This window comes from Bounagaea algeriensis, assembly GCF_054491375.1.
Genome location: NZ_CM137102.1, coordinates 3,474,197 through 3,500,092, shown reverse-complemented (window position 1 = coordinate 3,500,092; position 25,896 = coordinate 3,474,197). Strand labels below are relative to the sequence as shown.

The 25,896-nt window shown below is 71.2% G+C and carries 26 protein-coding genes; 20 read left to right on the top strand and 6 right to left on the bottom strand.

Translation table 11 applies throughout. The features are described from left to right. Positions 1–40: 40 nt before the first annotated feature. The 5 genes from ACVGV2_RS15940 to whiG all read left to right on the top strand — a co-directional run bounded on the left by ACVGV2_RS15940 (position 41) and on the right by whiG (position 5,555). On the top strand, positions 41–439 hold the full coding sequence (locus ACVGV2_RS15940; protein WP_459163158.1) for a YraN family protein: 399 nt from the start codon (positions 41–43) through the stop codon (positions 437–439). Next, the gene (locus ACVGV2_RS15935) at positions 440–1,969 is read left to right on the top strand and encodes a YifB family Mg chelatase-like AAA ATPase (protein ID WP_459163157.1); all 1,530 of its coding nucleotides are present in this window, start codon (positions 440–442) and stop codon (positions 1,967–1,969) included. 193 nt (positions 1,970–2,162) lie between these two features. After that, complete coding sequence (gene dprA, locus ACVGV2_RS15930; protein WP_459163156.1) at positions 2,163–3,368, top strand: DNA-processing protein DprA; 1,206 nt, start codon at positions 2,163–2,165, stop codon at positions 3,366–3,368. Between the two features lie 32 nt (positions 3,369–3,400). Then, positions 3,401–4,375, top strand: a complete 975-nt coding sequence (locus ACVGV2_RS15925) for a tyrosine-type recombinase/integrase (RefSeq protein ID WP_459163155.1) — start codon at positions 3,401–3,403, stop codon at positions 4,373–4,375. A gap of 364 nt (positions 4,376–4,739) precedes the next feature. Beyond that, positions 4,740–5,555 carry an RNA polymerase sigma factor WhiG gene (gene whiG / locus ACVGV2_RS15920; protein ID WP_459166020.1) on the top strand — a complete coding sequence of 272 codons (816 nt, stop codon included), beginning with the start codon at positions 4,740–4,742 and terminating at the stop codon, positions 5,553–5,555. A 47-nt stretch (positions 5,556–5,602) separates the two neighbouring features. Here whiG and ACVGV2_RS15915 read toward each other — a convergent pair whose 3' ends face one another. Next, on the bottom strand, positions 5,603–6,280 hold the full coding sequence (locus tag ACVGV2_RS15915; RefSeq protein WP_459163154.1) for a M23 family metallopeptidase: 678 nt from the start codon (positions 6,278–6,280) through the stop codon (positions 5,603–5,605). Between the two features lie 516 nt (positions 6,281–6,796). Between ACVGV2_RS15915 and rpsB the strand changes: the two genes are divergently transcribed. The 6 genes from rpsB to ACVGV2_RS15885 all read left to right on the top strand — a co-directional run bounded on the left by rpsB (position 6,797) and on the right by ACVGV2_RS15885 (position 11,827). Then, positions 6,797–7,639 carry a 30S ribosomal protein S2 gene (rpsB, locus tag ACVGV2_RS15910; protein ID WP_459163153.1) on the top strand — a complete coding sequence of 281 codons (843 nt, stop codon included), beginning with the start codon at positions 6,797–6,799 and terminating at the stop codon, positions 7,637–7,639. A 125-nt stretch (positions 7,640–7,764) separates the two neighbouring features. After that, positions 7,765–8,580 (top strand): translation elongation factor Ts, encoded by an 816-nt coding sequence (gene tsf / locus ACVGV2_RS15905; RefSeq protein ID WP_459163152.1) that lies wholly within the window; start codon positions 7,765–7,767, stop codon positions 8,578–8,580. A gap of 331 nt (positions 8,581–8,911) precedes the next feature. After that, complete coding sequence (gene pyrH / locus ACVGV2_RS15900) at positions 8,912–9,661, top strand: UMP kinase (RefSeq protein WP_459156884.1); 750 nt, start codon at positions 8,912–8,914, stop codon at positions 9,659–9,661. A gap of 102 nt (positions 9,662–9,763) precedes the next feature. Beyond that, complete coding sequence (gene frr / locus ACVGV2_RS15895) at positions 9,764–10,321, top strand: ribosome recycling factor (protein ID WP_459163151.1); 558 nt, start codon at positions 9,764–9,766, stop codon at positions 10,319–10,321. A gap of 36 nt (positions 10,322–10,357) precedes the next feature. Further along, the gene (locus tag ACVGV2_RS15890) at positions 10,358–11,200 is read left to right on the top strand and encodes a phosphatidate cytidylyltransferase (RefSeq protein WP_459163150.1); all 843 of its coding nucleotides are present in this window, start codon (positions 10,358–10,360) and stop codon (positions 11,198–11,200) included. A 192-nt stretch (positions 11,201–11,392) separates the two neighbouring features. Continuing rightward, the gene (locus ACVGV2_RS15885; protein ID WP_459163149.1) at positions 11,393–11,827 is read left to right on the top strand and encodes a hypothetical protein; all 435 of its coding nucleotides are present in this window, start codon (positions 11,393–11,395) and stop codon (positions 11,825–11,827) included. A gap of 88 nt (positions 11,828–11,915) precedes the next feature. Here ACVGV2_RS15885 and ACVGV2_RS15880 read toward each other — a convergent pair whose 3' ends face one another. Genes ACVGV2_RS15880 through ACVGV2_RS15865 form a run of 4 tightly spaced genes read right to left on the bottom strand, consistent with a single transcriptional unit; the run spans position 11,916 to position 15,127 of the window. Then, positions 11,916–12,599 (bottom strand): metal-dependent transcriptional regulator, encoded by a 684-nt coding sequence (locus ACVGV2_RS15880; protein ID WP_459163148.1) that lies wholly within the window; start codon positions 12,597–12,599, stop codon positions 11,916–11,918. A gap of 4 nt (positions 12,600–12,603) precedes the next feature. Then, a complete protein-coding gene (locus tag ACVGV2_RS15875; RefSeq protein ID WP_459163147.1) occupies positions 12,604–13,497 on the bottom strand; it encodes a metal ABC transporter permease in 894 nt (297 codons plus the stop codon). Then, positions 13,494–14,246, bottom strand: coding sequence for a metal ABC transporter ATP-binding protein (locus tag ACVGV2_RS15870; RefSeq protein WP_459163146.1), 753 nt, complete (start codon positions 14,244–14,246; stop codon positions 13,494–13,496). Before ACVGV2_RS15870 ends, ACVGV2_RS15875 begins: the two co-directional genes overlap by 4 nt. After that, complete coding sequence (locus tag ACVGV2_RS15865) at positions 14,243–15,127, bottom strand: metal ABC transporter substrate-binding protein (protein WP_459166019.1); 885 nt, start codon at positions 15,125–15,127, stop codon at positions 14,243–14,245. The genes ACVGV2_RS15870 and ACVGV2_RS15865 overlap by 4 nt, the downstream gene beginning before the upstream one ends. 118 nt (positions 15,128–15,245) lie before the next feature. Here ACVGV2_RS15865 and rlmN point away from each other — a divergent pair, with 118 nt between their 5' ends. The 3 genes from rlmN to ACVGV2_RS15850 all read left to right on the top strand — a co-directional run bounded on the left by rlmN (position 15,246) and on the right by ACVGV2_RS15850 (position 17,815). Further along, positions 15,246–16,361, top strand: coding sequence for a 23S rRNA (adenine(2503)-C(2))-methyltransferase RlmN (gene rlmN / locus ACVGV2_RS15860; protein ID WP_459163145.1), 1,116 nt, complete (start codon positions 15,246–15,248; stop codon positions 16,359–16,361). Between the two features lie 170 nt (positions 16,362–16,531). Next, positions 16,532–16,957 carry a hypothetical protein gene (locus ACVGV2_RS15855; protein WP_459163144.1) on the top strand — a complete coding sequence of 142 codons (426 nt, stop codon included), beginning with the start codon at positions 16,532–16,534 and terminating at the stop codon, positions 16,955–16,957. A 243-nt stretch (positions 16,958–17,200) separates the two neighbouring features. After that, positions 17,201–17,815, top strand: a complete 615-nt coding sequence (locus tag ACVGV2_RS15850) for a hypothetical protein (RefSeq protein WP_459163143.1) — start codon at positions 17,201–17,203, stop codon at positions 17,813–17,815. An 81-nt stretch (positions 17,816–17,896) separates the two neighbouring features. Here the strand turns inward: ACVGV2_RS15850 and ACVGV2_RS15845 are convergent, their stop codons facing one another. Beyond that, positions 17,897–18,181, bottom strand: coding sequence for a DUF2631 domain-containing protein (locus ACVGV2_RS15845; RefSeq protein WP_459163142.1), 285 nt, complete (start codon positions 18,179–18,181; stop codon positions 17,897–17,899). Positions 18,182–18,431: 250 nt separating this feature from the next. Here ACVGV2_RS15845 and dxr point away from each other — a divergent pair, with 250 nt between their 5' ends. The 6 genes from dxr to ACVGV2_RS15815 all read left to right on the top strand — a co-directional run bounded on the left by dxr (position 18,432) and on the right by ACVGV2_RS15815 (position 25,861). Next, positions 18,432–19,658, top strand: coding sequence for a 1-deoxy-D-xylulose-5-phosphate reductoisomerase (gene dxr, locus ACVGV2_RS15840; protein WP_459163141.1), 1,227 nt, complete (start codon positions 18,432–18,434; stop codon positions 19,656–19,658). Next, entirely contained in the window at positions 19,659–20,942 is a 1,284-nt protein-coding gene (locus ACVGV2_RS15835) for a M50 family metallopeptidase (RefSeq protein WP_459163140.1), read from the top strand. A 144-nt stretch (positions 20,943–21,086) separates the two neighbouring features. Continuing rightward, the gene (gene ispG, locus ACVGV2_RS15830) at positions 21,087–22,238 is read left to right on the top strand and encodes a flavodoxin-dependent (E)-4-hydroxy-3-methylbut-2-enyl-diphosphate synthase (protein ID WP_459163139.1); all 1,152 of its coding nucleotides are present in this window, start codon (positions 21,087–21,089) and stop codon (positions 22,236–22,238) included. A gap of 134 nt (positions 22,239–22,372) precedes the next feature. Further along, complete coding sequence (locus ACVGV2_RS15825; RefSeq protein WP_459163138.1) at positions 22,373–23,212, top strand: GNAT family N-acetyltransferase; 840 nt, start codon at positions 22,373–22,375, stop codon at positions 23,210–23,212. A gap of 292 nt (positions 23,213–23,504) precedes the next feature. Continuing rightward, entirely contained in the window at positions 23,505–25,283 is a 1,779-nt protein-coding gene (locus tag ACVGV2_RS15820; RefSeq protein ID WP_459163137.1) for a penicillin-binding transpeptidase domain-containing protein, read from the top strand. 53 nt (positions 25,284–25,336) lie between these two features. Beyond that, positions 25,337–25,861, top strand: coding sequence for a type II toxin-antitoxin system VapC family toxin (locus tag ACVGV2_RS15815; protein ID WP_459163136.1), 525 nt, complete (start codon positions 25,337–25,339; stop codon positions 25,859–25,861). Positions 25,862–25,896 lie beyond the last annotated feature (35 nt).

The following is a 25,896-nucleotide window of genomic DNA, read 5'->3' as shown; positions in this document are numbered from 1 at the left end:
AGTGGAACCACGACGATCACCGATCCGGGAGGGACGCACCGTGGTCAGCGCTTTTACCGGCAACCTGTCCGATGACGACACACGCGACCGGCGCCACGAACTCGGCGCGGAAGGGGAACGCGTCGCCGCGCACACGCTGGAGCGGCAGGGTCTGACGATCCTGGAGCGGAACTGGCACTGCCGCTACGGCGAACTGGACATCATCGCCAGTACCGGCGATGCCGTGGTGTTCTGCGAGGTGCGCACGCGCTCCTGCGCAGACTACGGGACACCCGAGGAGAGCGTTCGAGCGGACAAGATCCGCCGCGTGCGCGCGTTGGCCCGCCGCTGGCTGCACGAGCGAGGACTCACCGGATGCTGCGTGCGGTTCGACGTGCTCGCCGTGCTGTGGCCGCCAGGCCGGGCTCCGCACGTGAAACATTTCCAAGGGGTGTTCTGAATGCTGCGGAAAACCTGGTCGGTAGCTCTGTTCGGGGTCGACGGCGTGCTCGTGGAAATCGAAGCCGACGTCCGTTCCGGCGGGCTTCCGTCCGTGCAATTGCTGGGGCTTCCGGATTCCGCGCTGCAGGAGTCGAAGAATCGGGTGCGGGCGGCGGTGCACAACTGCGGGGAGAAGTGGCCGGACAGTTGTGTGACGCTCGCGTTGTCGCCCGCCGCATTGCCGAAAACCGGGACTTCGTACGACCTGGCACTGGCCTGTGCGGTCCTCGCCGCAGCCGAACGCGTGCCGGCGCACCGCTTGTCGGGCACCCTGTTGTTCGGTGAGCTCGCCCTGGACGGGCGGCTGCGGTCCGGGCCCGGGCTGTTGCCCGCGCTGCTCGCGGCGCGGCGGGGAGGGATGACCCGCGCCGTCGTGCCTGTTTCCGGCCTCGCCGAAGCACGCCTCGTCGACGACGTGGAAGTGCTCGGCGCGAGGAGTCTCGACGAGGTCTTGGCGTGGTTGCGTGAACTCGGCGAACTGGAGCGCGAACCCGAGGATTGCGAACCCGATGCGGGCCAGGCGGCTCCGGAACTCTCCGATGTCGTGGGGCAGCCGGAGGCCCGGTGGGCGCTCGAGGTCGCCGCTGCCGGCGGGCACCACCTGCTCATGGTCGGGCCGCCGGGCACCGGCAAGACCATGCTGGCGCGGCGCCTGTGCGGACTGCTGCCCGAGTTGACCTGGCAGGAAGCACTCGAAGTGACCGCGGTGCGCTCCGCGGCGGGTGATCTGATGGACGGTCTCGACGGGGCCGAGCGACACGTCAGCCGCACGCCGCCGTTCACCGCACCGCACTCCTCCCTGACCGTCCCGGCGTTGATCGGCGGCGGTACGGGGTGGGCCCGTCCGGGCGCGGTCAGCCGCTCCCACCGAGGGGTGCTGATGCTCGACGAAGCCTGCGAACTCGGGGTGAAGCGGCTGGAAGCACTGCGCACAGCGATGGAGGAAGGGGAGGTTCGGCTCGCGCGCGGAGACGGCACCGTTCGGTATCCGGCGCGGTTCCAGCTCGTGCTCGCGACGAACCCATGCCCGTGCGCACCCGTTCGCGATGTCGACTGCCAGTGCCCACCGCAGGCGCGCCGGCGCTATCTCGGCAAGCTCTCCGGGCCGTTGCTGGACCGAGTGGACCTGCGGGTGTCGATGCGTCCGGTGACGGCGATGGCGCGGACGGTCGACACCGATCCCGAATCCACCGAGGTCGTGCGGGAGCGCGTGGCGCGGGCGCGCGGTGCCGCGCGGGAGCGCTGGGCCGCTTACGGGTGGCGTTGCAACACGGAAGTGCCGGGGCCGGCGCTGCGGCGGGAGTTCGCCTTGCCCGCCGGGGCGACCGCTCCGCTGGACCGCGGGTTGGAGACGGGCGCGCTGACCGCGCGGGGCGCGGACAGGTGCCTGCGCTTGGCCTGGACGTTGGCGGATCTCGAAGGTTGCGAGCGTCCCGCGGCCGAGCACGTCTCCGCCGCCCTCGACTTCAGGGAGCGGAAGGGGCCGTGATGAGCGGGCGGTGTGGGACCGGCCAGGTTTCCCCGCTCGGCAGCGGTACCTCGCGGCTGGAGGGGTGGTGCGTGGCGCGGGCCGGGTGGGCGACGAGCTCCGGGTGGATGACGCGGCCCGGACGACGAGCTCCGGGTGGATGACGCGGCCCGGACGACGAGCTCCGGGTGGACGGGACGAGTAGGGGGAAACGATGAGCATGCGCGACGAGCGGATGCGCCGGGCCCGGGCGTACCTGGCCGCTGCTGCCGAACCGCCGGCTGCCGCGTTGGCCGCGTTCGTGGCCGAGTGCGGTCCGGTGCGGGCGGTGGAGCTGATCGAGCAGGGGCGCGAGCCGGAGGAGGTCGGTGCGGACCTCACCGCCCGGCAGGTCTCGGCCGACGAGATCTTCGCGGCGACCGAGCAGGCGGGCGCCCGCCTGCTCGTGCCGGAGGACCCCGAGTGGCCGGAGGAATCGTTCGCCGTGCTGGCCCGCGCCCGCGCGGTGGGGGTGGCCAGCGAGTCCGAGCCGCTCGCGCTGTGGGCTCGTGGGCGGGCAGCAGCGAATGTGCTGCTGGAGCGCGCGGTCGCGGTGGTGGGGGCACGCGCTGCGTCGGGATATGGCGAACATGTCGCCGCCGAACTCGCGCACGGTGTGGCGCGTGCCGGTTGGACCGTGGTGTCCGGTGCCGCTTACGGCATCGACGGCGCAGCGCACCGGGGAGCGTTGAGCGCCGACCGGCGGACCGTGGCGTTTCTGGCCTGCGGCATCGACCGGGACTACCCGGCCGGACACGGCCGCCTGTTGCAGGTGATCGCTGAGCAGGGTGTCGTGCTCAGCGAATACCCACCGGGAACGGAACCGCGCAAGCACCGGTTCCTCGTGCGCAACCGGCTCATCGCGGCGGCAGGCCAGGTCGCGGCCGTCGTCGAGGCCGGGGCCCGCAGCGGTGCGATGAACACGGCGAATCATGCGGACACGCTGGGTCGTCCCGTCATGGCCGTGCCCGGTCCGGTGACCGCGAAGAACTCGGTCGGCTGTCACGACCTGCTGCGCAGCGGCCGGGCCGTGCTGGCTACCGGACCGGGCGACCTGTTGGAGCTGTTGGAACCGCTCGGCGCGGTTCCCGGGCCGGACTCCGAAACGCCCGCGGGACGGGAGGAGACCGCGGGACAACCGGCGGGACCGAGGCGGAACCTGCTGCCGGCGCAGGCGCGGGACGTGCTCGACGCGCTCGAAGCCGGGATGACCGCCGCGGAGGAGGTCGCACGGCATTCGGCCGTGCCGTTGCGCACCGTGCGGGCTCTGCTGCCGGATCTGGAACTCGCCGGGTTCGTCCAGCGCGCCGATTGGGGGTGGTGCCTGGCGGGTTCCGCAGCCGAGCACGGCGACACGGACGCGCCGATCCGCGGTGCTTGACGCGGTCCCGGCAAGTCGCGAGCGTCGACCGCATGGTCCACAGGCGTTCCCGATCCACTCGCCCGAACCTCCGCGCTGCACGTGCGGAGCTGCCGGAGACACTGGGTGGTGCCGTGGACCGGTTCGAACGGCACCTGTCCGCGGAACGGGGGTTGTCCGGGCACACCGTACGGGCCTATCTCGGCGATGTCGTCTCGCTGCTGTCATACCTGTGCGACCGGCACGGTCCCGGGGCGCAGCTGGCGGCGCTGGATCTCGACGCGCTGCGCGGATGGTTGGCCCTGCAGCACGAGGAGACCACCGCGCGTTCGAGCGTGGCGCGACGGGCCGCCTCCGCGCGCACCTTCACCGCGTGGGCGCACCGGGCCGGGATGCTGCCCGCGGACCCCGGGCCGCGGCTGTCGGCACCGCGGGAGCGGCGCACGTTGCCGAGCGTTTCCCGCGCGGACCAGGCGGGCGAGGTCATGCGCACGGCCGCACTGGGCGCCGAACAGGGTGATCCGGCCGCGGTGCGCGATCACGCGCTGCTGGAACTGCTGTACGCCACCGGTGTGCGGGTGTCGGAACTGTGCGGTCTCGACGTGGACGACGTCGACCGCGACCGCAGCGTGGTGCGCGTGCGGGGCAAGGGCGGTCGTGAACGGTACGTCCCGTTCGGGCAGCCCGCCGCACGGGCGGTGCAGCGTTGGCTCGCCGAGGGGCGCCCGGGGCTCGTGCGCAGCGGCTCCGGTGCCGCGTTGTTCCTCGGCGTGCGCGGCGGCCGGCTCGATGCCCGCGTGGTGCGGCGGGTCGTCCGCGCGGCGTTCGACGCAGTCGATGGAGCTCCTGAGCTGGGACCGCATGGTGTGCGGCACTCGACGGCGACCCACGTGCTGGAGGGCGGTGCGGACCTCCGTAGCGTTCAGGAGTTGCTTGGTCACGCTACGCTCGCTACGACCCAGCTTTATACGCATGTGACCGTCGAACGGCTGAAGGCGATTCATGAGCGAACCCACCCCCGTTCCTGACAGTGCCGGGGGCGGCGCCGATCCGAGGCCCGCGCGGCCGGGTCCGGCGCGTGCGACGTCCCGCGGTGTGGACGGCCACTCGGGCCGGCAGCGCGTCGTCTCCCCGCGCGGCGGCGACGGGGTGCGGGCGGATGCGGTGGACGGTGGTTCCGCCGGCAGATCGGGTGGGCGTGCGGTCGGTGCGGAGCGCGCGGTTGACGGTGCTGATCGCCGAGGTGCTGCCGTGCGCACCGAGGAGGGCGCTGAGAAGGCGGCGGCCGCGTGGTTCGACCCCGCCTCCGAAATCGCGGATGCGGGAGGGATCGGTCGCGAGCGCTCGACGGGAGCGTTGGGTGGCGTCGATGCGGACGGGGCGCATTCCGACATCTTCGCGGTGCGGAGCCCGGGCCATGGCGGTGCGGAGCACGTGGCCGCGCACGACGATGTGGAAGCCGGGATCGTGGCCCTGTGGCGGGCGTTCGGCGAGCGGCGTGACCAGCGCCTGCGGGATCGGCTCGTGCTGCACTACGCGCCGCTGGTGAAGTACGTGGCGGGTCGTGTCGGCACCGGCCTGCCGGCGCACGTGGAAGTCTCCGACCTGGTGCAGTCGGGCATTTTCGGGCTGGTCGACGCGATCGAGAAGTTCGAGCCGGAACGCGGGCTGAAGTTCGAGACCTACGCCATGCAGCGCATTCGCGGGGCGATCCTGGACGACCTGCGCGCGCTGGACTGGGTGCCGCGCTCGGTGCGCAGCCGTGCCCGCGATGTGGAGCGAGCGTTGGAACGCCTGGAAGCGCGTCTGCAGCGCACGGCCACGGACGCGGAGCTTGCCGAGGAAGTCGGACTCGACGTCGCGGAGCTGCGCGAGCTGTTCGCGCAACTGCAGATGACCAGCGTGGTGGCTCTGGACGACCTGATCGGCGGTGGTGGCGCCGGCCAGATGTCTCTGGCGGAGACGCTGCGCGACGAGCGCGCGGAAGACCCGGTGAACGCTCTGCTGCACCGGGACAGCCGGAGGCAGTTGGCCGAGGCCGTCAAGCGGTTGAGCGAACGCGACAGGGTCGTGGTGACGCTGTACTACTTCGAGAACCTCACGCTGGCGGAGATCGGCAAGGTTCTCGGCGTGACCGAATCGAGGGTGTGCCAGCTGCACACGCGCGCCGTGCTGCGCCTGCGCGGCAAGTTGGCCGAGCAGAACTGAGGTGCCCGCCCGGGCGGTGACGTCGGTGCGGGCACGGTCCCGATCGGTCAATTCTCGTTCGCGTCCCAGGGCAGCAGTCTGATCGTGACGTGGTGCACCAATCGCATCGGGTCGAGGTAGGTCTCCCCGCGGCGCACGCCCCAGTGCAGGCACGCCCGTTCGGTCTGGGGAAGGGGTGCGTGGGCTGCCGCGGTGGGCGCGGGTGGGCAGTCGGGGTGCCCCGGTGCCAGCCTGCCGATCCGTTCCCCGCGTGCGACGGGCTCGCCCGCGGCAACTTCCGGCACGAGGGGTTCGTAGGTGCTGCGCAGTCCACCGGCGTGTTCGAGGGAGACGATCCCGCGGTCGGCGACGGGCCCGGCGAAGGCGACGTGCCCGTCGGCGGCGGCGAGGACGGGCTGTCCCGTCGTTCCGGCGAGGTCGACGCCCCGGTGGCCGGGGCCGTACTCGGTGGTCGGCGGGTCGAACGGACGTGCGGGTCGGGGCGGCTGCAGTGGCCAGTCGAAGGCGGTGCTGTGCCGCTCGGCCGAGGTCCGGTGCGGCGCGGGTGGGGGCGCTGCCGTTTTCCCCGCGGCTCCGACTTCCTCCGCGGTTCCGACTTCCCCCGGGGGTCCGGTGCCGGCCCGCGCAGGCTCGGGCGGCGGGACCACCGCCAGCGGCAGCAGGGTGCTGAGCAGCAGGCCCAGGACGCGGATCCGCTGCGGCGGGTGTGAGCCGGTGTGTTGCATCCCTTCAGCGTGCGTGCGAGGGCGCGGCGACGATACTGACCAGTGCTCTGGTTGTGGACAGGTGGCGCCGTTGTGGACAACTCGGGTCCGCGATCGGGTGTCCGCCGCTTGTCCAGTACACTCGGGGCGCGGCCGCCTGTGTCCGGTGTCCGCGGTACCGAACCGCACTAGCTGTGTCCCGCACCTTCCCGCTGCTTCGCACGAGGTGGGGTGGGCCTTCGCGGGCCGGTGCCGCCGCCGTGGCGCAAGGCGAGCTGACTTCGCGTGCTCCGCGCGGTCCCGAGTCGACCGCGGTGACGAGTGCTGCGTTCCGCCCGCAGGTCCCGGATCGCCCCGGTCTGCGCTGCGGATCGGGCCTTCGCGCCGCGGAGGTGCTCAAGGGGCTGTCGGATCCCCGCGGTCCCGTGCGCGCACGGGCGGGGTCCGAGGAGCACCAGGGCGGTGACCAGGTTTCACCGCGGCAACCGGAAACCCGCGCGCTCCGGCGCGCCCGATCGACGAGGTGCGAATCAGGCTATGGCCGTCGTCACCATGAAGCAGCTGCTCGACAGCGGCGTGCATTTCGGACACCAGACTCGGCGCTGGAACCCGAAGATGAAGCGCTACATCTTCACCGAGCGCAACGGGATCTACATCATCGATCTGCGGCAGACCCTGTCGTACATCGACACCGCGTACGACTTCGTCAAGCAGACGGTCGCGCACGGCGGGACGATCCTGTTCATCGGTACGAAGAAGCAGGCGCAGGAAGCGATCGCCGAGCAGGCCCAGCGGGTCGGGATGCCGTTCGTGAACCAGCGTTGGCTGGGCGGCATGCTGACGAACTTCCAGACCGTGCACCGCCGGCTCCAGCGGCTCAAGGAGCTGGAGACCATGGAGCAGACCAGCGGTTTCGAGGGTCGCACCAAGAAGGAAATCCTGATGCTGACCCGCGAGAAGGAGAAGCTGGAGCGCACGCTCGGCGGTATCCGGGACATGGCCAAGGTCCCGAGTGCGGTGTGGATCGTCGACACCAAGAAGGAGCACATCGCCGTCAGCGAGGCCCGCAAGCTGGGCATCCCGGTGGTGGCCATCCTCGACACCAACTGCGACCCGGACGAGGTCGACTACCCGATCCCGGGCAACGATGACGCGATCCGTTCCGCCGCCATGCTGACCCGCGTGGTCTCCGACGGTGTGGCCGACGGCCTCATGGCGCGGAGCAGCCGGGAGAACGGCGCGGCCGCGGAGAGCTCCGAGGAGAGCAGCGAGCCGCTGGCCGAGTGGGAGAAGGAACTGCTGGAGAGCGGCCAGGCGGAGGGCGCCTCCGCCGAGGCGTCGGCCGAGCAGGCCGGCGAGCAGCAGGCTGCGCAGTCCTGACGCACGCTGATCGGTCGTCGCGCCCGCGCCTGCGGGCGCGACGACTCACATGTCCGGGCGCACGACGGCGCCCGTGATCTTTTTCCCTTCGCTACACATTCCGGAAAAGGACGGACACACGCACGATGGCGAACTACAGCGCGGCCGACGTCAAGCGCCTTCGGGACATGACCGGCTCCGGCATGATGGACTGCAAGAAGGCGCTGGAGGAGAACGACGGCGACTTCGACAAGGCTGTTGAGCACCTGCGCATCAAGGGCGCCAAGGACGTGGGCAAGCGCGCGGAGCGCTCCACGGCCGAGGGTCTCGTGGCGGCCGACGGCGGTGTGATAATCGAGCTGAACTGCGAGACCGACTTCGTCGCGAAGAACGACGAGTTCGTCGCTCTGGCCGATCGGATCGTCGCCGCCGTGAAGGAGGCCGGGGCCACCGACCTCGAGTCGACGAAGGCGCTGCAGGTGGACGGCAAGAGCGTGGACCAGGCCGTGCAGGACCTGGCCGCGAAGATCGGTGAGAAGCTGGAGCTGCGGCGCGTGGAGAACCTGGACGGCCAGGTGGCCACCTACCTGCACCGCCGCGCTTCCGGTCTGCCTCCGGCCGTCGGTGTGCTGGTGCAGTACACCGGCTCGGACGAGGAGGCCGCGCGCGGTGCGGCCATGCAGATCGCGGCGCTCAAGCCGAAGTACCTCGACCGCGATCAGGTGCCCGCGGACACCGTGGAGAACGAGCGGCGGATCGCCGAGGAGACCGCCAAGTCCGAGGGCAAGCCGGAGCAGGCCCTGCCGAAGATCATCGAAGGCCGGCTGAACGGCTTCTACAAGGACCAGGTGCTGCTGGAGCAGCCGGCGGTGCAGGACAACAAGAAGTCCGTCAAGGGCCTGCTGGACGAGGCCGGGGTGAGCGTCACCCGTTTCGTCCGCTTCGAGGTCGGCCAGGACTGAGCGGCTTCGAGCCGGCGGTGGCCGGTTCGTTCCCGGTCCTGCGGGCTCGCGGCGCGGCTTCCCGCTGCGGATCGGGTGGCGGGAAGCCCGCGTTGGCATGGTGCGTTCGGCGCCCCGCCTTGTGCGCCAAGGCGGGGCGCTTTCGCGGGTCGCCCGGCGTCACCGACGGGGCGCCGCTGCCGGCGACGAGGGCGCCACCGCCCAGAGGTCACCGGCGAGCTCGCCACCGGCGCGGGAACTGTCGGCGGAGGTGCTGGGCACGGGCCGACCGGGACGGGCTGCTCGTCGGCGAGCAGCGGCTGTCAGCTGATCACCGCAAGGAGGATGCCAAGTGAGCGACGAGGAACCGGCCCACCGCGGCTACGGCCGGGTTCTGCTGAAGCTGGGCGGCGAGATGTTCGGCGGCGGCGACGTGGGGATCGACCCCGACGTCGTCGGTGCGGTCGCTCGCCAGATCGCCGAGGTCGTCGGAGACGGGGTCGAGGTGGCCATCGTCATCGGCGGGGGGAACTTCTTCCGCGGTGCGGAGTTGCAGCAGCGGGGCATGGAGCGCGCCCGCGGCGACTACATGGCCATGCTGGGCACGGTGATGAACTGCCTGTCGCTGCAGGACTTCCTCGAGCGGGAGCACGCGATCGACACGCGCGTGATGACGGCCATCGAGATGGGCCAGGTGGCCGAGCCGTACATCCCGCGCCGCGCCATGCGGCACATGGAGAAGGGCCGCGTGGTCATCTTCGGCGCGGGCACGGGAATGCCGTACTTCTCCACCGACACCACCGCCGCTCAGCGCGCGCTGGAGATCGGCTGCGAGGTGGTGCTCATGGCCAAGGGCGTGGACGGGGTGTACTCGGCGGATCCGCGCACCACGCCGGACGCGGCGCTGTTCGAGACCATCACCCACCGCGAGGTCATCGAGCAGGGCTTGAAGGTGGCGGATTCGACGGCGTTCAGCCTCTGCATGGACAACCACCTGCCGATCCTGGTGTTCAACCTGCTGCAGGAAGGCAACATCGCCCGAGCGGTGGGCGGTGAGAAAATTGGCACGTTGGTGCGGACCCCGGCGGCACCGTCTGCCTAGGTCAGCTGCGATCCTGAGTGGGTAGGACCGATATTCGTGGTCGCTCGGTGCAGCGGGCGGCAGCTGCCATGTCCACCGGTGGCCGTACTCGAAGGAGCAGCCGTGATCGACGAAGCTCTTCTCGAAGGCGAGGAGAAGATGCAAAAGGCGGTGACGGTGGCCAAGGAAGACTTGGCGACCGTTCGCACCGGCCGTGCCAATCCCGCGATGTTCTCGGGGATCGTGGTCGACTACTACGGTTCCCCCACTCCGCTGAACCAGCTGGCCAGCATCAGCGTGCCGGAGGCGCAGCTGGTGGTGGTCAAGCCGTACGACCAGAGCCAGCTCAAGGCGATGGAAACGGCGATCCGGAACTCGGACCTCGGCGTGAACCCGTCCAACGACGGTAAGCTCATCCGCGTCGCGATCCCGCAGATGACCGAGGAGCGGCGCAAGGAGATGGTCAAGCTCGCTCGGCAGAAGGGCGAGGACGCGCGCATCAGCGTGCGGAGCGTCCGCCGCAAGGTCAAGGACGAGATCGACAAGGCGGTCAAGGACAGCCAGGTCAGCGAGGACGACGGTGCGCGCGGGGAGAAGGAGCTGGAGAACCTCACCCAGCGCTACGTCGGAACGATCGACGACCTGGTCAAGCACAAGGAATCCGAGCTCCTCGAGGTCTGAGTGGTGACGACCGGCCAACGCGAAGGTGAGTCCGGAATGTCCAGTTCACCGCTGGGCTCGTCTTCGCATTCGGAACGGGCCGGTCGTGATCTTCCCGCGGCGATCGCCGTCGGCGTCCTGCTGGGCGCTGGCATCATCGCCGCGCTGCTGACCGTGCGCGTCCTGTTCGTGGTGATCGTGGCCGTGGCCGTGGCGATCTCCACGGTGGAATTCGCGGGCGCGTTGCGCCGCGGTGCGGACGTGCGGGTGAGTCGGCTGCCGGTCCTGCTCGGCGGCCAGGCGATGCTCTGGTCCGCCTGGTTCCTGGGGCTGCGCGGCGCGCTGCTGTGCTTCGTGATCACCGTGCTGGCGTGCTTGACGTGGCGGTTCTGGGCCGGTGCGGAGAACTACATGCGCGACGTGTCCGCCTCCGTGCTGACCGCCGCCTACCTGCCGCTGTTCGCGTCGTTCGCCGCGCTGCTGGTGCGGCCGGAGGACGGGGCGTTCCGGGTGCTGTGCTTCATGATCGGTGTGGTGGCCTCGGACACCGGCGGCTATGCGGCCGGCGCGTGGTTGGGCCAGCACCCGATGGCCCCGCGGGTGAGCCCGAAGAAGTCCTGGGAGGGGTTCGCGGGATCGTTGGCGGTCGGGCTGCTGGCCGGGGCGCTGTCCGTGACCTTCCTGCTCGGCGGCCAGTGGTGGGAAGGCATGCTCTTCGGCGCTGCGCTGGTGCTCAGCGCCACGATCGGCGACCTGGTGGAGTCGCTGATGAAGCGCGATCTCGGCATCAAGGACATGGGCACCCTGCTGCCGGGGCACGGGGGCCTGATGGACCGGATGGATTCGCTGCTGCCCTCGGCCGCCGTGGCCTGGATGATGCTGTACTGGCTCGTGGCGTGACGACTGGCACCGCTCGCACACCCGAGCGGGTGAGGCGTCGAGCATGGCGCATCCCGGCGCGGGCCGGTCGGACCGGTGTGCACCCCGGCCGGTGCGGAATTCCCCGCTGCCGCGCTCTTGAACACCGCGCTCTTGAACACCGCGCGAGTTCGTGATCAACTGCCAGGTCCGGGACGTAGTGGGGGTGAGGGCATGGCTCCGCGCGCAGCACAGCCGGTCACTGCGGGACTGCACCGGCTCGCCGAGCTCGATCGTCGCGAGCGTGCCCGCATCGTGCGTCACCTGTGCGAGTACTACCCGGCGTTCCGCTCGCTGCTGCGCACGGTCACGGTTGCGCGCGGTGTGGTGTTCGCTTCCAGCGTGGTGGTGCTGCTGGCCGTGCTGCTGCTCGCCGACGGGGCGGCGCTGTGGGTCGTCATCGCCCTGGTGCTGCTCGGGCTCGCCGGTTTCGCCGCGGCCACCGTGGTGTTGACCAACAACCGGTTCGACCTGCTGCTGGCGGTGCTCGGCGCGCACCGCACGGATGAGCTGCACCGGCACCTGCTCGCCGAGCAGATCTACGGCGCCGATCCCGCGACCGCCGATCCCGCGACCGCCGAGGCGGAGCGCAGCGAGGACGCCGCTTGACCGGGCCGCTTGACCGGCTCGCCTACCCCGGCCGCGGGGCGGGCTCTGTCGCGCGCCGTCCGCACCGGTGCGCTTCGATGAGCAGCGCTCACCGGTGCACGTCGATGAGCAGCGCCGAGGCGATCTCGGTGCCGAGGAAGACCGTCTCGGCCGCGTCGGCATCTCCGACGCGCACCACGAGCGGACCGCCGAACGGCTGGCGTTCCACGAGTTCGATGCGCGTGCCCAGTGTCAGGCCGTTGTCCGTCAGGTACCGCAGCAGTTCCGGATCGGTGTCCCACACGCGCGCCACCGTGCCCACGGTTCCGGGGGAGATCTGGTCGAGCAGCTGGCTCGGCGGGGTGTGCACCGTGCCGTCGGCCGCGGGGATCGGATCGCCGTGCGGATCGTGCGTGGGATTGCCCAGCTTCGCCGCGAGGTGGTCGACGAGGTTGTCCGACACGGCGTGTTCGAGGGTGTCGGCCTCGTCGTGCACCTCGTCCCAGGTGTAGCCGAGCTCTTCGACGAGGAACGTCTCGATGAGGCGGTGGCGCCGGAGCACGTCGTGGGCGAGTTCGCGGCCCTGCTCGGTGAGCTCGATGCTGCGGTACCGGACGTGGGTGACGAGACCGAGCTGGGCGAGTTTGTTGAGCATCCCCGAGATCGACGAGGGGCTCAGCCCCAGTCGTTGTGCCACGGTCGTGTTCGTGATCGCGGCGCCGCGTTCACCGAGCCCGTGGATGGTGCGGAGGTAGTCCTCCACGGACGGCGAGGGGCGTGCGGTAGTGCTCATGCTTTCACGATACGGGCGGTGCGGCGGGAGTTGGCGAGCGGTCGTGACGAATCCTGCGGCGCAGCAGCCGGGGGACGAGCCCGTGCCGCGGGGCGCCGAGGTAGGCCGCGGTGAACAGGGCGGCCTGGCACAGCACGATCATCCCGCCCGTCGAGGCGTCCACGTGGAAGCTCAGGTACGCGCCGAGCACGGAGCTGAGCACCGACACCCCGGAAGCGGTGGCGAGCATGGCGGGGAAGCGGTGGTGCAGCAGGAACGCCGTGGCACCGGGCGTGATGAGCATCGCGGTGACGAGGATGACGCCGACCGCTTGCAGCGCGACCACCACGGTCAGCGCCAGCATGGTCAGCAGCAGCGCGCCGATGCGCCGCGGGTTGAGGCCGAGCGCGTGCGCGTGGGTCGGGTCGAACGCGTACAGCGTCAGGTCGCGCCGTTTGAGCAGGGCGGCGGTGAGCACGCCCGCGGCGATGAGCGCGACCTGGCCGATGTCGGCGTCGGTGACGCCGAGAACGTTGCCGAACAGGATGTGGTCCAGATCGACCTGGCTCGGCGTGCGCGACAGCAGCACCACGCCGAAGGCGAACAGCGCGGTGAACACCACGCCGATGGCGGTGTCCCCGTGCAGTCGGGTCGTGCTGCGCACTCCGGCGATCAACGCGACCGCGAGCACCCCGAACAGGAACGCGCCGACCGAGAACGGCAGGCCGAACAGGTAGGCGAGCACCACACCGGGCAGCACGGCGTGCGAGACGGCGTCGCCGAGCAGCGACCAGCCGATGAGCGTGATCCAGCACGACAGCACCGCGCACACCAGTCCGGCGAGCAGGATGACCAGCAGCGCGCGGCGCATGAAGCCGAATTGGAGCGGTTCGAGCAGCCAGCCGGCGATGTCGGTCATCGTGCCTCCGCGGACGGGTCCTGCACGAATGCGGACGGTGCCGCGCCGAAGGCGCGGGCGAGGACGTCGGGCGTGACCACCTCGTGCACCGGGCCGTGCGCGAGCACGCTGCGGTGCAGCAGCACGGCCTCGTCGCAGAGCTCGCCGACGCCGGCGATGTCGTGGGTGGACAGCACCACCGTGCGGCCTTCGGAACGCAGCTCGTGCAGCAGTTCGGTGATCGTGGCCTGCGAGGACCGGTCGACCCCGGCGAACGGTTCGTCGAGCAGCAGCAGGCGCGCCCCCTGGGCGATGCCGCGGGCGAGGAAGGCGCGTTTGCGCTGCCCGCCGGAGAGGTGGCCGATGGGGCGTGCCGCCAACTCGGACAGGCCGACGCGCCGCAGCGCCTCGTGCGCCGCGGCGCGGTCCGCGCGGCGCGGGCGGCGCAGCGCCCCCATGTGCGCGTAGCGGCCCATGAGCACCACGTCCTGCACGGTGACGGGGAAGCGCCAGTCCACGGCTTCGGACTGGGGCACGTAGGCGATCAGCGCGTCCGCGCGGGCCCGCCGCTGCGGCCGGTCGAGCAGCAGGGCCCGGCCGCGCTCGGCGGGGACGAGGCCGAGCAGGGCCTTGAACAGTGTGGACTTGCCGGATCCGTTCGTGCCGAGCAGTCCGCACACGCCGCCGTCGCCGATGTGCAGGGACACGTCGTCGAGCGCCAGGGTTTCGCCGTAGCGCACGGTCAGTTCGCGGGTGTCGACGGCGGTCATCTCGCCTCCTGCCGGAGTCCGGTGACGATGGCGCGGGCGTCGTGGCGGAGCAGTTCGAGGTAGGTGGGCACGGGTCCGCCCGGTTCGGACAGCGAGTCCACGTGCAGCTTCGGTCCGAGCTCAGCGCCGGTTTCGCGGGCGACCTGCCGCTGCGCGCGGTCGCTCACGGTCGATTCGCAGAACACGGTCGGGACGTCGTGTTCGCGCACCACCCGCGTCGTGGCGGTGATGCGCTGCGGCGTGGCGCCCGATTCGGAGTTGACCGGCCACAGGAACGCCTCCCGCAGACCCGCGTCGCGGGCGAGGTAGGAGAACGCTCCTTCGCAGGTCACCAGCCAGCGGTGCTGTTCGGGGATGCGGGCCAGCTGCCCGCGCAGGTACCGGTCGACGGCGTCGAGGCGGGCGGTGTAGCGCTGCGCGTTCGCGCGGAAGTCCGCGGCGTGGGACGGGTCGAGCCGGGTGAACGCGTCGCGGATGGCGGCCACGTAGGTCTTGCCCTGCCGGGGCGACATCCAGGCGTGCGGGTTGACCGCGCCGCCGGGGGTTACGTCGCCGTGCAGGGGGAGCGGGTCCACGTCCTCGGTCAGCGTCACGTGGCGGGCCTCGCTGCGCTGCACGAATCTTTGGAACCACCGCTCGAGCCCGAGGCCGTTGTCGAGCACCAGGTCGGCCTTGGCCGCGGTGAGCATGTCGCTCGGGGTCGGCTCGTAGTCGTGCACCTCGGCACCGGGCTCGAGCAGCGAGTGCACGGCGATGTGCTCGCCGGCGACGGCGCGCGCCATGTCGGCGATCACCGTGAACGTGGTGACCACCTGTTTGCGCTGGTCACTCCCGGCCTTTTCGGGGAGCGTGCAAGCACCCGCGAGGAGCAGGACGGCCATGCCGAGAGCAATGTTTCGCCGCAGCATCCGAACGGGTTTCGCCACGGCGAAAAACAGTACCTGTGCGGGGGCAGGCGCACCATCCCCGGGGTGGTGCGTATGGGACACTGGCGGTGCTATGACTGCGACTTCCCTTCCGCTCGCCTTCGAAGCTCCCCGCCGCGGGATGCCTCCGCGCCACCTGGCCGACCTCTCGGCCGAGCAGCGCGAGGAGGCCGTCGCCGAGCTCGGCGAGAAGCCCTTCCGGGCGCGGCAGCTGGCCCGGCACTACTTCGCGCGGCTGACCGGGGACGTCGCGCAGATGACCGACCTGCCCGCGAGCAGCCGGGAGGCGCTCGGGGAGCGGTTGCTGCCGACCCTGCTCACGCCGACGCGGCACGTCGACACCGACGAGGGGGCCACGCGCAAGACGCTGTGGCGCGCGCACGACGGCACGCTGCTGGAGAGCGTGCTCATGCGCTATCCGGACCGCGCCACCGTCTGCATCTCCAGCCAGGCCGGGTGCGCCATGGCCTGCCCGTTCTGCGCCACCGGCCAGGGCGGGCTGCAGCGCAACCTCTCCACCGCGGAGATCGTCGACCAGGTGCGCCAGGCCGCGGCGATGATGCGCGACGGCGACGTGCCGGGCGGGCCGGGGCGCCTGTCCAACGTGGTGTTCATGGGCATGGGTGAACCGCTGGCCAACCCGAAGCGCGTGCTCGCCGCGGTGCACCGGATCTGCGACCCCGAGCCGGGCGGACTCGGGTTGTCGCAGCGTTCGGTGACCGTCTCCACCGTCGGGGTCGTGCCGGCGATGCGGCGGATGATCGAGGAGGACCTGCAGGTCACTCTGGCCGTGTCGTTGCACACCCCGGACGACGAGCTGCGCGACACCCTCGTGCCGGTGAACAATCGCTGGAAGGTCGCCGAGGTGCTGGAGACCGCGCGGGCCTACGCCGAGCACACCGGCCGCCGGGTCTCCATCGAGTACGCCCTCATCCGCGACAAGAACGACCAGCCCTGGCGCGCCGACCTGCTCGGCCGGCTGCTGCACGAACACCTCGGCCGGTTCGCGCACGTCAACCTCATCCCGCTGAACCCGACCCCGGGCAGCGAGTGGGACGCGAGCCCGAAGTCCGTGGAGCGCGAGTTCCTCCGCCGCGTCCAGGACGCCGGGGTGCCGTGCACCGTGCGGGACACGCGGGGGCAGGACATCTCGGCCGCGTGCGGACAGCTCGCCGCCGACGAGGAGTGACGGCCGCCGGGAACGGGCGAGCGGTTCCGCCGCCGGCGGGTTGCGCTTCGGCCGGCGCCGATCGAGCACGAGGGAGGACACGCCGCGATGACGGGAGATGCCGCGATGACGGGGGACACCGCGATGACGGGAGATGCCGCGATGGCGGGGCCCGCACTATGACGGGCCTCGTGCGAAGGAGCCGCACCGGCGCCGCGGCCGTGTTCGCCGGCGCCGCGTTGCTGCTCAGCGCGTGCGCGAACGAAGCCGGACCGACCGCCACGCAGCAGCCCGCGCAGGAGATCTCGCTGGCGAACGTGGCGCACAAGGTCGAGCTGGTGCAGCACGACCCGTGCTACGAGCGGCCTGTGCAGCACGGCCCCACGAACTGCGAGCGCTATCTCGTCGAGGTGCGCAACATCGCCGGTTCGGCGGCCGACTCCCCCGTCGCGAGCCCGGAGGTTCGCTCCGCCGCGCGCGATCTGGGCGGTGCGGTGCAGACGCTGTACGACGACCAGTGCCTGCCGCCGAGCCCGGAGGACGAGCAGACCTGCAACGAGGACCTGGCCGCGATCGCGCGGGCGATGGACGGCCTGGCCGAGGTGCTGCCCCGCTGACGCGCGATCGCCCGCGCAGGTGGCCGGCCCGCCCCGGCAGGCGGAAGCCCCTGCGGTGGGCGTGCGGCCACCGGGAGGGGCAGCTCCCCGCCTCGGCGCGGCACGGCGCCGGTCGGCGGTCGGGCTGTGGTGAGTCGGGCTGTGGTGAGTCGGGCTGTGGTGAGTTCGGCGGCTCTGCGGCGGCGCCGCTGGTGAGCAGCCCGTTTTGCCGTTCAAGGGCGGTACGTCCGTAGAATCGCTCACGTGGAGGCGCCTGTCGACGCCGCGCAGCAGCGCGTGGAGCAGCTCGAAGAGGCGCTGCACATCCCCGTGCTCATCGCGGCGGCGATGTCCGTTCCCGGGGTGTTCCTCAGCGCGCTGGACGGCCCGGCGGGAGTGGCCGGCACCATCGTCAACTGGCTGTCCATGTTCGTGCTCACCGGTGAGTCCGTGCTGCTGTTCCTGGCCAGTCCCGACCGGCTGCGCTGGCTGCGGGACCACTGGTGGATCGTCGCCGTCACGCTCGTGAGCATTCCCGCCGTCGTGTTCGCCATCGGACCCGCGCAGGTGCTCCGGCTCGTCCGCGTGGTGGCTGCGGTGCAGGTGCTCAAAGTGGGCCGACTGCTCAAAGTCGCACGGGTGGTGCTGCGCCGCGGAGTGCGATTCGGCCGCCTCCGCGAGGTGCTCGCCGGCGCCACCGTGCTGCTGGCCGCGGTGCTCGTGGTCGTGCTGCTCGCGAACCCGGACACCGCGGTGCGCCAGGTCTGGGAGGTCGGTTTGCAGCACTGGGGTTGGGGGCCGCTGCTCGGCGCCCTGGTCCTCGCCGCGGTCGCGCTGACCGCCGCAGCGGGCCTGCTGCGCCGCCGCCTCCGTCGCTGAGCGGGGCCCGGCGCATGAAAACGGCACCCCGCCCGCAGCGAGGTGCCGGGAAAGTCACAGGTGGCGGATGCCACCGCGCGGCTATTGGCTGCGCCAGGACTTCTTCTTGCGGCGCAGGTCCACCAGCAGTCCGAGCACCATGAACGCGGCGATGATGATCAGGAAGTACTCCGCGACCTTCATCTGACCGGTCATGAGCACGCCTTGGTGGTTGCCGATGAGCATGAGCAGCATGGCGGCCGTGCAGAACCAGCCGGCGATCTGAGTGCCCTTCGGGAAGCCCCCGTGCCAACCCCACTCGACCGACGGTTCCTCGGCCGGGTCGATGGCCTCGCTGGGCTTCTTCTCCAGCTCGGTGTTCGCCACGTTCCCCTCCTTGCCACGTCCGGCCGTGCGGACCGGTGCCCGCGTGCTCCGCCGGCTGAGCCACTGCTCGAAAACCCTGCTGGAGGACGCTCTCGGACACCGCAGGCGCTGCCGGCAGCTCACTGCGGATCATCTTCGCGCGGGCTCATCTTCGCACACCGCACCCCTGCACCGGCACGCCCAGGGCAGTGGCCGCGCACCGGGGCGACCGAGCGTCACCACCCGGGCGGGCCGCGGGACAATGATGCCGATGCAGTCCGATGATGCCCCCTCCGGCGGGATGCGCAGCGTGCTCGTGCTCGGTTCGACCGGTTCGATCGGTACCCAGGCCCTCGACGTGGTGCGTCGCAACCCCGACCGGTTCCGGGTCGCCGGTCTCGCCGTGGGCGGCAGCGATCCGGCCGCGCTCGCCGCGCAGGCGTGGGAGTTCCAGGTCGAGGCGGTGGCCGTGGCGCGCGGCACCGCCGTCGAGGACGTGCAGCTCGCGCTGTACGCCCAAGCGCAGCGACACGGCTACAGCGCGGGCGCAGTGCGGCTGCCCCGCATCCTGGCCGGGCCGCAGGCGGCGACCGAGCTCGTCGAGTCCGCCCGGGCCGATCTCGTGCTCAACGGCATGGACGGTTCGCGGGGGCTGGCGCCCACGTTGGCAGCTCTCGACACCGGGGCGACGTTGGCGCTGGCCAACAAGGAGTCGCTCATCGCGGGCGGTCCCCTCGTGCTCGACCGCGCCGCACCGGACCAGATCGTCCCCGTCGACTCCGAGCACTCGGCGCTCGCGCAGTGCCTGCGCGGCGGCCGCGGCACCGAGGTCGACCGGCTCGTGCTCACCGCCTCCGGCGGACCGTTCCGCGGACGCAGCCGCGCTGAACTGGAACAGGTCACCGTCGAGCAGGCGCTGGCGCACCCGACGTGGGCGATGGGCGACGTCGTCACCATCAACTCGGCGACCCTGGTGAACAAGGGCCTGGAGCTCATCGAAGCCCAGCTGCTGTTCGGCGTAGGCTATGAGCGGATCGACGTCGTGGTGCATCCGCAGTCGATCGTGCACTCGATGGTGACGTTCACCGACGGCTCCACGCTGGCGCAGGCCAGCCCGCCGGACATGCGGCTGCCGATCGCGTTGGCGCTGGGCTGGCCCGACCGCGTGCCGCAGGCGGCTCCGCGGCTGGACTTCACCGCGGCGATGTCGTGGACCTTCGAACCGGTGGACGGCGAGGCGTTCCCCGCCGTCGAGCTCGCGCGGCACGCCGGCAGCATCGGCGGATGCCTGCCAGCCGTGTACAACGCGGCGAACGAGGAGGCGCTGGCCGCGTTCGTCGACGGAGGTCTCGGGTTCCTCGGCATCGTGCACACTGTCAGCGGAGTGCTCGCCGATGCCGACCAGTGGCAGAAGGCACCGGCGGACGTCGACGAGGTTTTCGCGGCCGAACGGTGGGCACGGCAGCGCGCCCACGAACTGCTCGGGAGGGCAAACTAGATGCTGGTCGTCGTGGGCATCGTGATCTTCTTCCTCGGCCTGCTGTTCTCCATCGCGTGGCACGAGCTGGGACACCTGGCCACGGCGAAGATGTTCGGCGTCAAGGTCACCCAGTACATGGTCGGTTTCGGCCGCACCCTGTGGTCGCGCAGGATCGGCGAGACCGAGTACGGGGTCAAAGCCATCCCGCTCGGCGGCTACATCCGGATGATCGGCATGTTCCCGCCGAAGAAGGACGAGGAGTACGGGCGCACCGCCTCCTCGGCCCCGTGGCGGGTGATGATCGAGGACGCGCGGCAGATGTCGGCCGAGGAGGTCCGCCCCGAGGATTCGCACCGGCAGTTCTACCAGCGCAAACCGTGGAAGCGGATCATCGTCATGCTGGCCGGGCCTGCGATGAACCTCATCCTCGCCGTGGGCGTCTTCACCGCGTTGCTCATGGGCCACGGCATCCCCCAGCCGACCACCACGGTGGGGGAGGTCAGCGAGTGCGTCGTCTCCGCCGACGTGCAGGACAGGAGCAACTGCCCGCCGGGCGCACCGCCTTCGCCCGCCGCCGCGGCCGACATGCGGGCGGGTGACCGCATCGTCGAGTTCAACGGCCAACCGGTGAGCTCCTGGGAGCACCTGCAGCGGGCGATCCGCGACTCGCACGGCGCCGCCGACCTCGTCGTCGAGCGCGACGGGCAGCGCGTGCCGCTGCAGGCGAACCTGATGCAGTCCGAGCAGCGGAGCCTCAACGATCCGGACGAGACCGTGCGGGTCGGCTTCCTCGGCGTGCAACCGACGCAGCCCTACGTCCGGCAGGACTTCGGCGAAGTGGTTGGTGCGATCGGCCAGTACGTGTCGATCACCGCCGAGAAGGTCGTCCAGCTGCCGCAGCGCGTGCCGGACCTGGTGCAGGCCATCGGCGGCGGGGAACGCGAGCAGGACTCGCCGGTCGGCATCGTCGGCGCCAGCCGCCTCGGCGGCGAGGTGCTCTCCTCGGAGCAGCTCGACGGCCGGGCGAGCGTGATGCTGCTGTTCAACCTGCTCGCCGGGGTGAACCTCTCGCTGTTCGTGTTCAACCTGCTGCCGCTGCTGCCGCTGGACGGCGGGCACGTGTTCGGCGCGGCGTGGGAGTCGATCCGGCGCCGGTTCAACCAGCTGCTCCGGCGCCCGGACCCCGGTGCGTTCGACACCGCCAAGCTCATGCCGATCGCCTACGGGTTCAGCATGGTGCTCATCGCGTTCTCGCTGCTGCTGGCGGTGGCCGACATCGTGAACCCGGTCCGCCTGTTCTAGGGCGATCGCCCTCCGGCGGGCGGATCACCTCTTCGTGTGGGACATGTCATGGAGGTGCACCTCGGTGTCGCTGCCATCCGTGCGGAGGAGCCGCGGTGGGTACCGTGGGGCGCGGTGGCCAACCTACGAGGTGGAGAGGAATCGATGACGGTCGATCTCGGCATGCCCGCGAACCCCGCTCCGGTGCTGGCGGAGCGGCGCAGGACGCGACAGCTGCACGTCGGCCCTGTCGGAGTGGGCAGTGACTACCCGGTCTCCGTGCAGAGCATGACCACGACGAACACCACGGACATCAACGGCACGCTGCAGCAGATCGCGGAGCTCACCGCGAGCGGTTGCGACATCGTGCGCGTGGCCTGCCCCAGCGCCGACGACGCGGAGGCGCTGCCGATCATCGCGCAGAAGTCGAAGATCCCGGTGATCGCCGACATCCACTTCCAGCCGAAGTACGTCTTCAAGGCCATCGAGGGCGGTTGCGCCGGTGTGCGGGTGAACCCGGGCAACATCCGCAAGTTCGACGACCAGGTCAAGGAGATCGCGCAGGCCGCCAAGGACCACGGCACGCCGATCCGCATCGGCGTCAACGCCGGCTCCCTCGACCCGCGGCTGCTGTCCAAGCACGGCAAGGCGACCCCGGAGGCGCTGGCCGAGTCGGCGCTGTGGGAGGCGAGCCTGTTCGGCGAGCACGACTTCCACGACATCAAGATCTCGGTCAAGCACCACGATCCCGTGGTGATGATCCGCGCCTACGAGCTGCTCGCCGAGCAGAGCGACTACCCGCTGCACCTCGGCGTGACCGAGGCCGGACCGGCGTTCCAGGGCACGATCAAGTCGTCCGTCGCCTTCGGCGCCCTGCTGCGGCAGGGCATCGGCGACACCATCCGCGTGTCCCTGTCCGCACCTCCGGTGGAGGAGGTCAAGGTCGGCCAGCAGATCCTCGAATCCCTCGACCTCCGGCCGCGCAAGCTGGAGATCGTCTCCTGCCCGTCCTGCGGCCGCGCGCAGGTCGACGTCTACAAGCTCGCCGACGAGGTCACCGCGGGCCTGGAGGGCATGGAGGTGCCGCTGCGCGTGGCCGTCATGGGTTGCGTCGTGAACGGTCCCGGTGAGGCCAAGGAGGCCGACCTCGGCGTGGCCTCGGGCAACGGCAAGGGGCAGATCTTCGTCAAGGGCGAGGTGATCAAGACCGTCCCGGAGGACAAGATCGTCGAGACGCTGATCGAAGAGGCCAACCGCATCGCCGAGGACATGCAACCGCAGGAGGGCGCCCAGCCCGACGTCACCGTGGGCGGCTGACCAGGTCCTCCGCAGCGGGTTCTCGTGCAGGCCCGCTCGCGCGGACGCCCGCCGGAAGCGCACCCGGCGGGCGGCGGACCCGTCCGCGGGCATCGGGGGAGCCGAGCACGGACGGTTTCTGGCACCCTTGGCGCGTGCTCAAGCTAGCCGGCGCCAGGCTCCTCGACGACCGCGACGCGGTCGAGGTGGAAGCAGTCCTGTCGTCCATGCCCCTGGCCGCCTGCATGGTGGCTTCCCGGGTGGAGCACGTCGGCCTGCACCCGGTGCGGCTCGGTGGTGAGATGTGGGGCTACGGGGGCGGTCTGGACGGCCTGTGCTTCTCCGGCGCCAACCTCGTCCCGCTGCGCGGCAGCACCCGCGCCTGGGACGCTTTCGCCGACCGCGCGCTGCGGCGCCGCCGGCTGTGCTCCTCGCTCGTCGGGCCCGCCGAGCAGGTGCTGCCGCTGTGGGAGCGCCTCGCCCCCTACTGGGGGCCTGCCCGGGAAGTGCGCGACGACCAGCCGCTGATGGTCTGCTCCGATCTTCCGTCGATCCCGGGTGATCCGCTCGTGCGGCAGGTGCGGCGGGAGGAACTCGACCGGTACCTTCCCGCCGCCGTGGCCATGTTCACCGAAGAAGTCGGTGTCGACCCGAGCAGGGAAGCGGGCGCGGCGGCCTACCGGGCCCGCATCGACGAGCTCATCCGCGCCGGGCGCGCCTTCGCGCGCTTCGAGGGCGGAGAAGTCGTGTTCAAGGCCGAGATCGGGGCGTTGTCCCGCGGTGTCGGCCAGATCCAGGGGGTTTGGGTGCACCCGGATTGCCGCGGCCGCGGTTTCGGCACCCGCGGGATGGTCGCGGTGACCGAGCACCTCGTGCGGGAATTCGGGCGCACGGCGAGCCTGTACGTCAACGACTTCAACGTCGCGGCCCGCCAGGCCTACGAGAAGGTCGGCTACCACCGCGCCGGAACGTTCAGCACCGTGCTGCTGAGCTGAAGCGGCGCCGCAACCGCGGTGGTGGGCGCGGTGGTGGACTCGGTGGTGGTGCGCGCTGGCGCGGGCCACACCGGATCAGGACGGGCCGGGTCAGGTACGGCCGGGTCAGGTACAGGACGGATCAACTACGGGCGGGATCAACTACGGGACGGGTCAACTACGGGACGTAGCCGACGTGCGGGCGCGTGTCGGGATTTCGTGAGGCGCAGGACCCGCGCTCTACACTCGCAGGATGCGTTCGACGGGAACTCGGCTCTGGCGGACCGTTGCCCGCTCCATCGGAGCCGGCGCGGTGCTGCTGTTAGCGATCCCGCTCGCCGGCTGCGGCCCGCTGGGCGGGCCCTCGGAAGAGGACGCCGCGCGCGCTTTCCTCACCGCGATGACCACGGGCGAGGCGGGCGATGCGGCGAACCGGACCACCGACCCGGCGGCGGCCCGCGCGGTGATCGAACAGAGCCGGCAGGGCCTCGGTGCCGAGTCGGCGCGGGCGCAGCTGCACGACGTGACCGAGAACGACCGCGGCCAGACCGTCGCGCACTACGGACTGCACTGGGACTTCGGGCAGGGCGAGGTGTGGCGCTACGACGCCTCGGCGGTACTCGTCCCCGACGAGGAGCAGGGCTGGAAGGTGCGCTGGTCACCGCAGGCGCTGCACCCGCGGTTGGCGCCGGGGCAGTCGCTGTCGTTCAACGAGGAACGCCCGGATCCGGCTCCGGTGTACGACCGCTCCGGTACCGAGCTGATGTCACCGCAGCGGGTCGTCACGGTGCAACTGGCCCCGCAAGCCGCGGGCGACGTGCAGGCCGTGGCCGGTGAGCTCGCCGGGGCGCTGGGCGGGGTCGCCCCCGGCGTCACGCAGCGCTCCATCGTCGAGGGCGCCCGCCAGGCTCCGCAGGGGCAGCCCTACACCGTGGTCTCGCTGCGCGATGCGGACTACCAGCGGGTGCGCGAGAGCATCTACGACCTGCCGGGGGTGCGGTTCCCGGCCAGCACCCAGCTCGTCACGGCCGACCGCAGCATGGGGACGCAGGTGCTGTCCGGGATCACCGACCGCGTCGACGAGCAGGTGAAGGCCAACGCCGGTTGGCAGGTGGCCGCGCAGCAGATGAACTCCGGTGCGCAGGCCGCGACGCTGCACGAGGAGCGGCCGCAGCCGGTGCGACCGGTGCGCACCACGCTCGACATGTCGATGCAGCGTGCGGCCGAAGACGTGCTCGACCAGCACGGCGAGGCGGCGATGCTCGTGGCCATGCGCCCGTCGGACGGCGAACTCGTCACGATCGCGCAGAACGGTGCGGCCGATGCGTCCGGCCCGGTGGCGTTGACCGGCCAGTACCCGCCGGGGTCGACGTTCAAGATGGTGACGGCCACCGCTGCGCTGTCCGGTCAGGGCGGGCTCACCCCCGACACGCCCGTGGCGTGCCCGCCGCGGAAGACGTTCAACGGGCGTGTGCTGCCGAACGAGGACGAGTTCGACCTCGGCCGGGTGCCGCTGCACACGGCGTTCGCGCAGTCCTGCAACACCACGTTCGCGCAGCTGGCTGTCGATCAACCGGCGGATGCGCTGCCGAGGACCGCGCGCAAGCTCGGCTTGGGCGCGGACTTCAAGATGCCGGGCGCTACGACGATCACCGGTTCGCTCGAGCCCTCCGACGGGGTGGTCGGACGCGCGGAGAACGGCATCGGGCAGGGCACGGTGCTGGCCAGCCCGTTCGGCATGGCGCTGGTGACCTCGACGATCGCCAACGGCCAGATGCCGACGCCGAAGCTGGTGCGCGGTGCGCCCACGGAGACGACGAAGCCGGCCGGCGAGGCGCCGTCGCCGGCGGTGCTCGACCAGGTGCGCGGCATGATGCGCGAGGTCGTCACCTCCGGTACGGCGAGCGAACTGTCCGGCTCGGGTGCGGTCCACGGCAAGACCGGCACGGCGCAGTACGGCGACGGTTCGCAGTCCCACGGGTGGTTCACCGGTTACCGGGGCGATCTCGCGTTCGCCGTGCTGCTCACCGATGCGGGCTCCTCCGAGCCCGCCGTGAGCACGGCCGGCGACTTCCTCGGCGCGATCGGATGATCCGTGGCGACTGATCTGTCACCGCCCGCGATCACCGTGCTACGTTCCGACGTTTGAAACGGCTCGACGGCGGTACCGGAGGTGTGGACCCCGCCTCCGGTACCGCGGCGCGGGGGAGTTCCCTCGGCAGTCACGCGGAACGGGAGGAGTGGGCAGCGGTGATGATCTATCTGGATTCCTCCGCGCTGGTGAAGTTGATCGCACCGGAAGCCGAGAGCGCGGCGCTGAGCGACTGGATCCGGGCGCGCTGGGACCATTCCCGGGTCACCAGCGGCCTGTCACGGGTGGACGTGCTGCGCGGGTTCCGCGAAACGGGACCCGCGGCGGAGGACCTGGCCGCGATCGTGCTGGACAAGATCGAGTCGGTGGCCGTCTCGCCGGACGTGGTCGCCGCGGCGGCGGACCTGCCGGTGGGTGTGAGCACCACGGGGGCTGTGCACCTGGCGACCGCGCGCGAGTTCGGCACCGAGCTGCTCGCCTACGTCAGCTATGACGCAGCGCTGCTGGAGGAGGCCGCGCGGAACGGTCTGCCCACGGCCTCGCCGGGACTGGAGCAGTCGACGACCACGCGCGGGTGAAGGATGACGCCGCAGCGTGTGCGCTTCGTCATAAC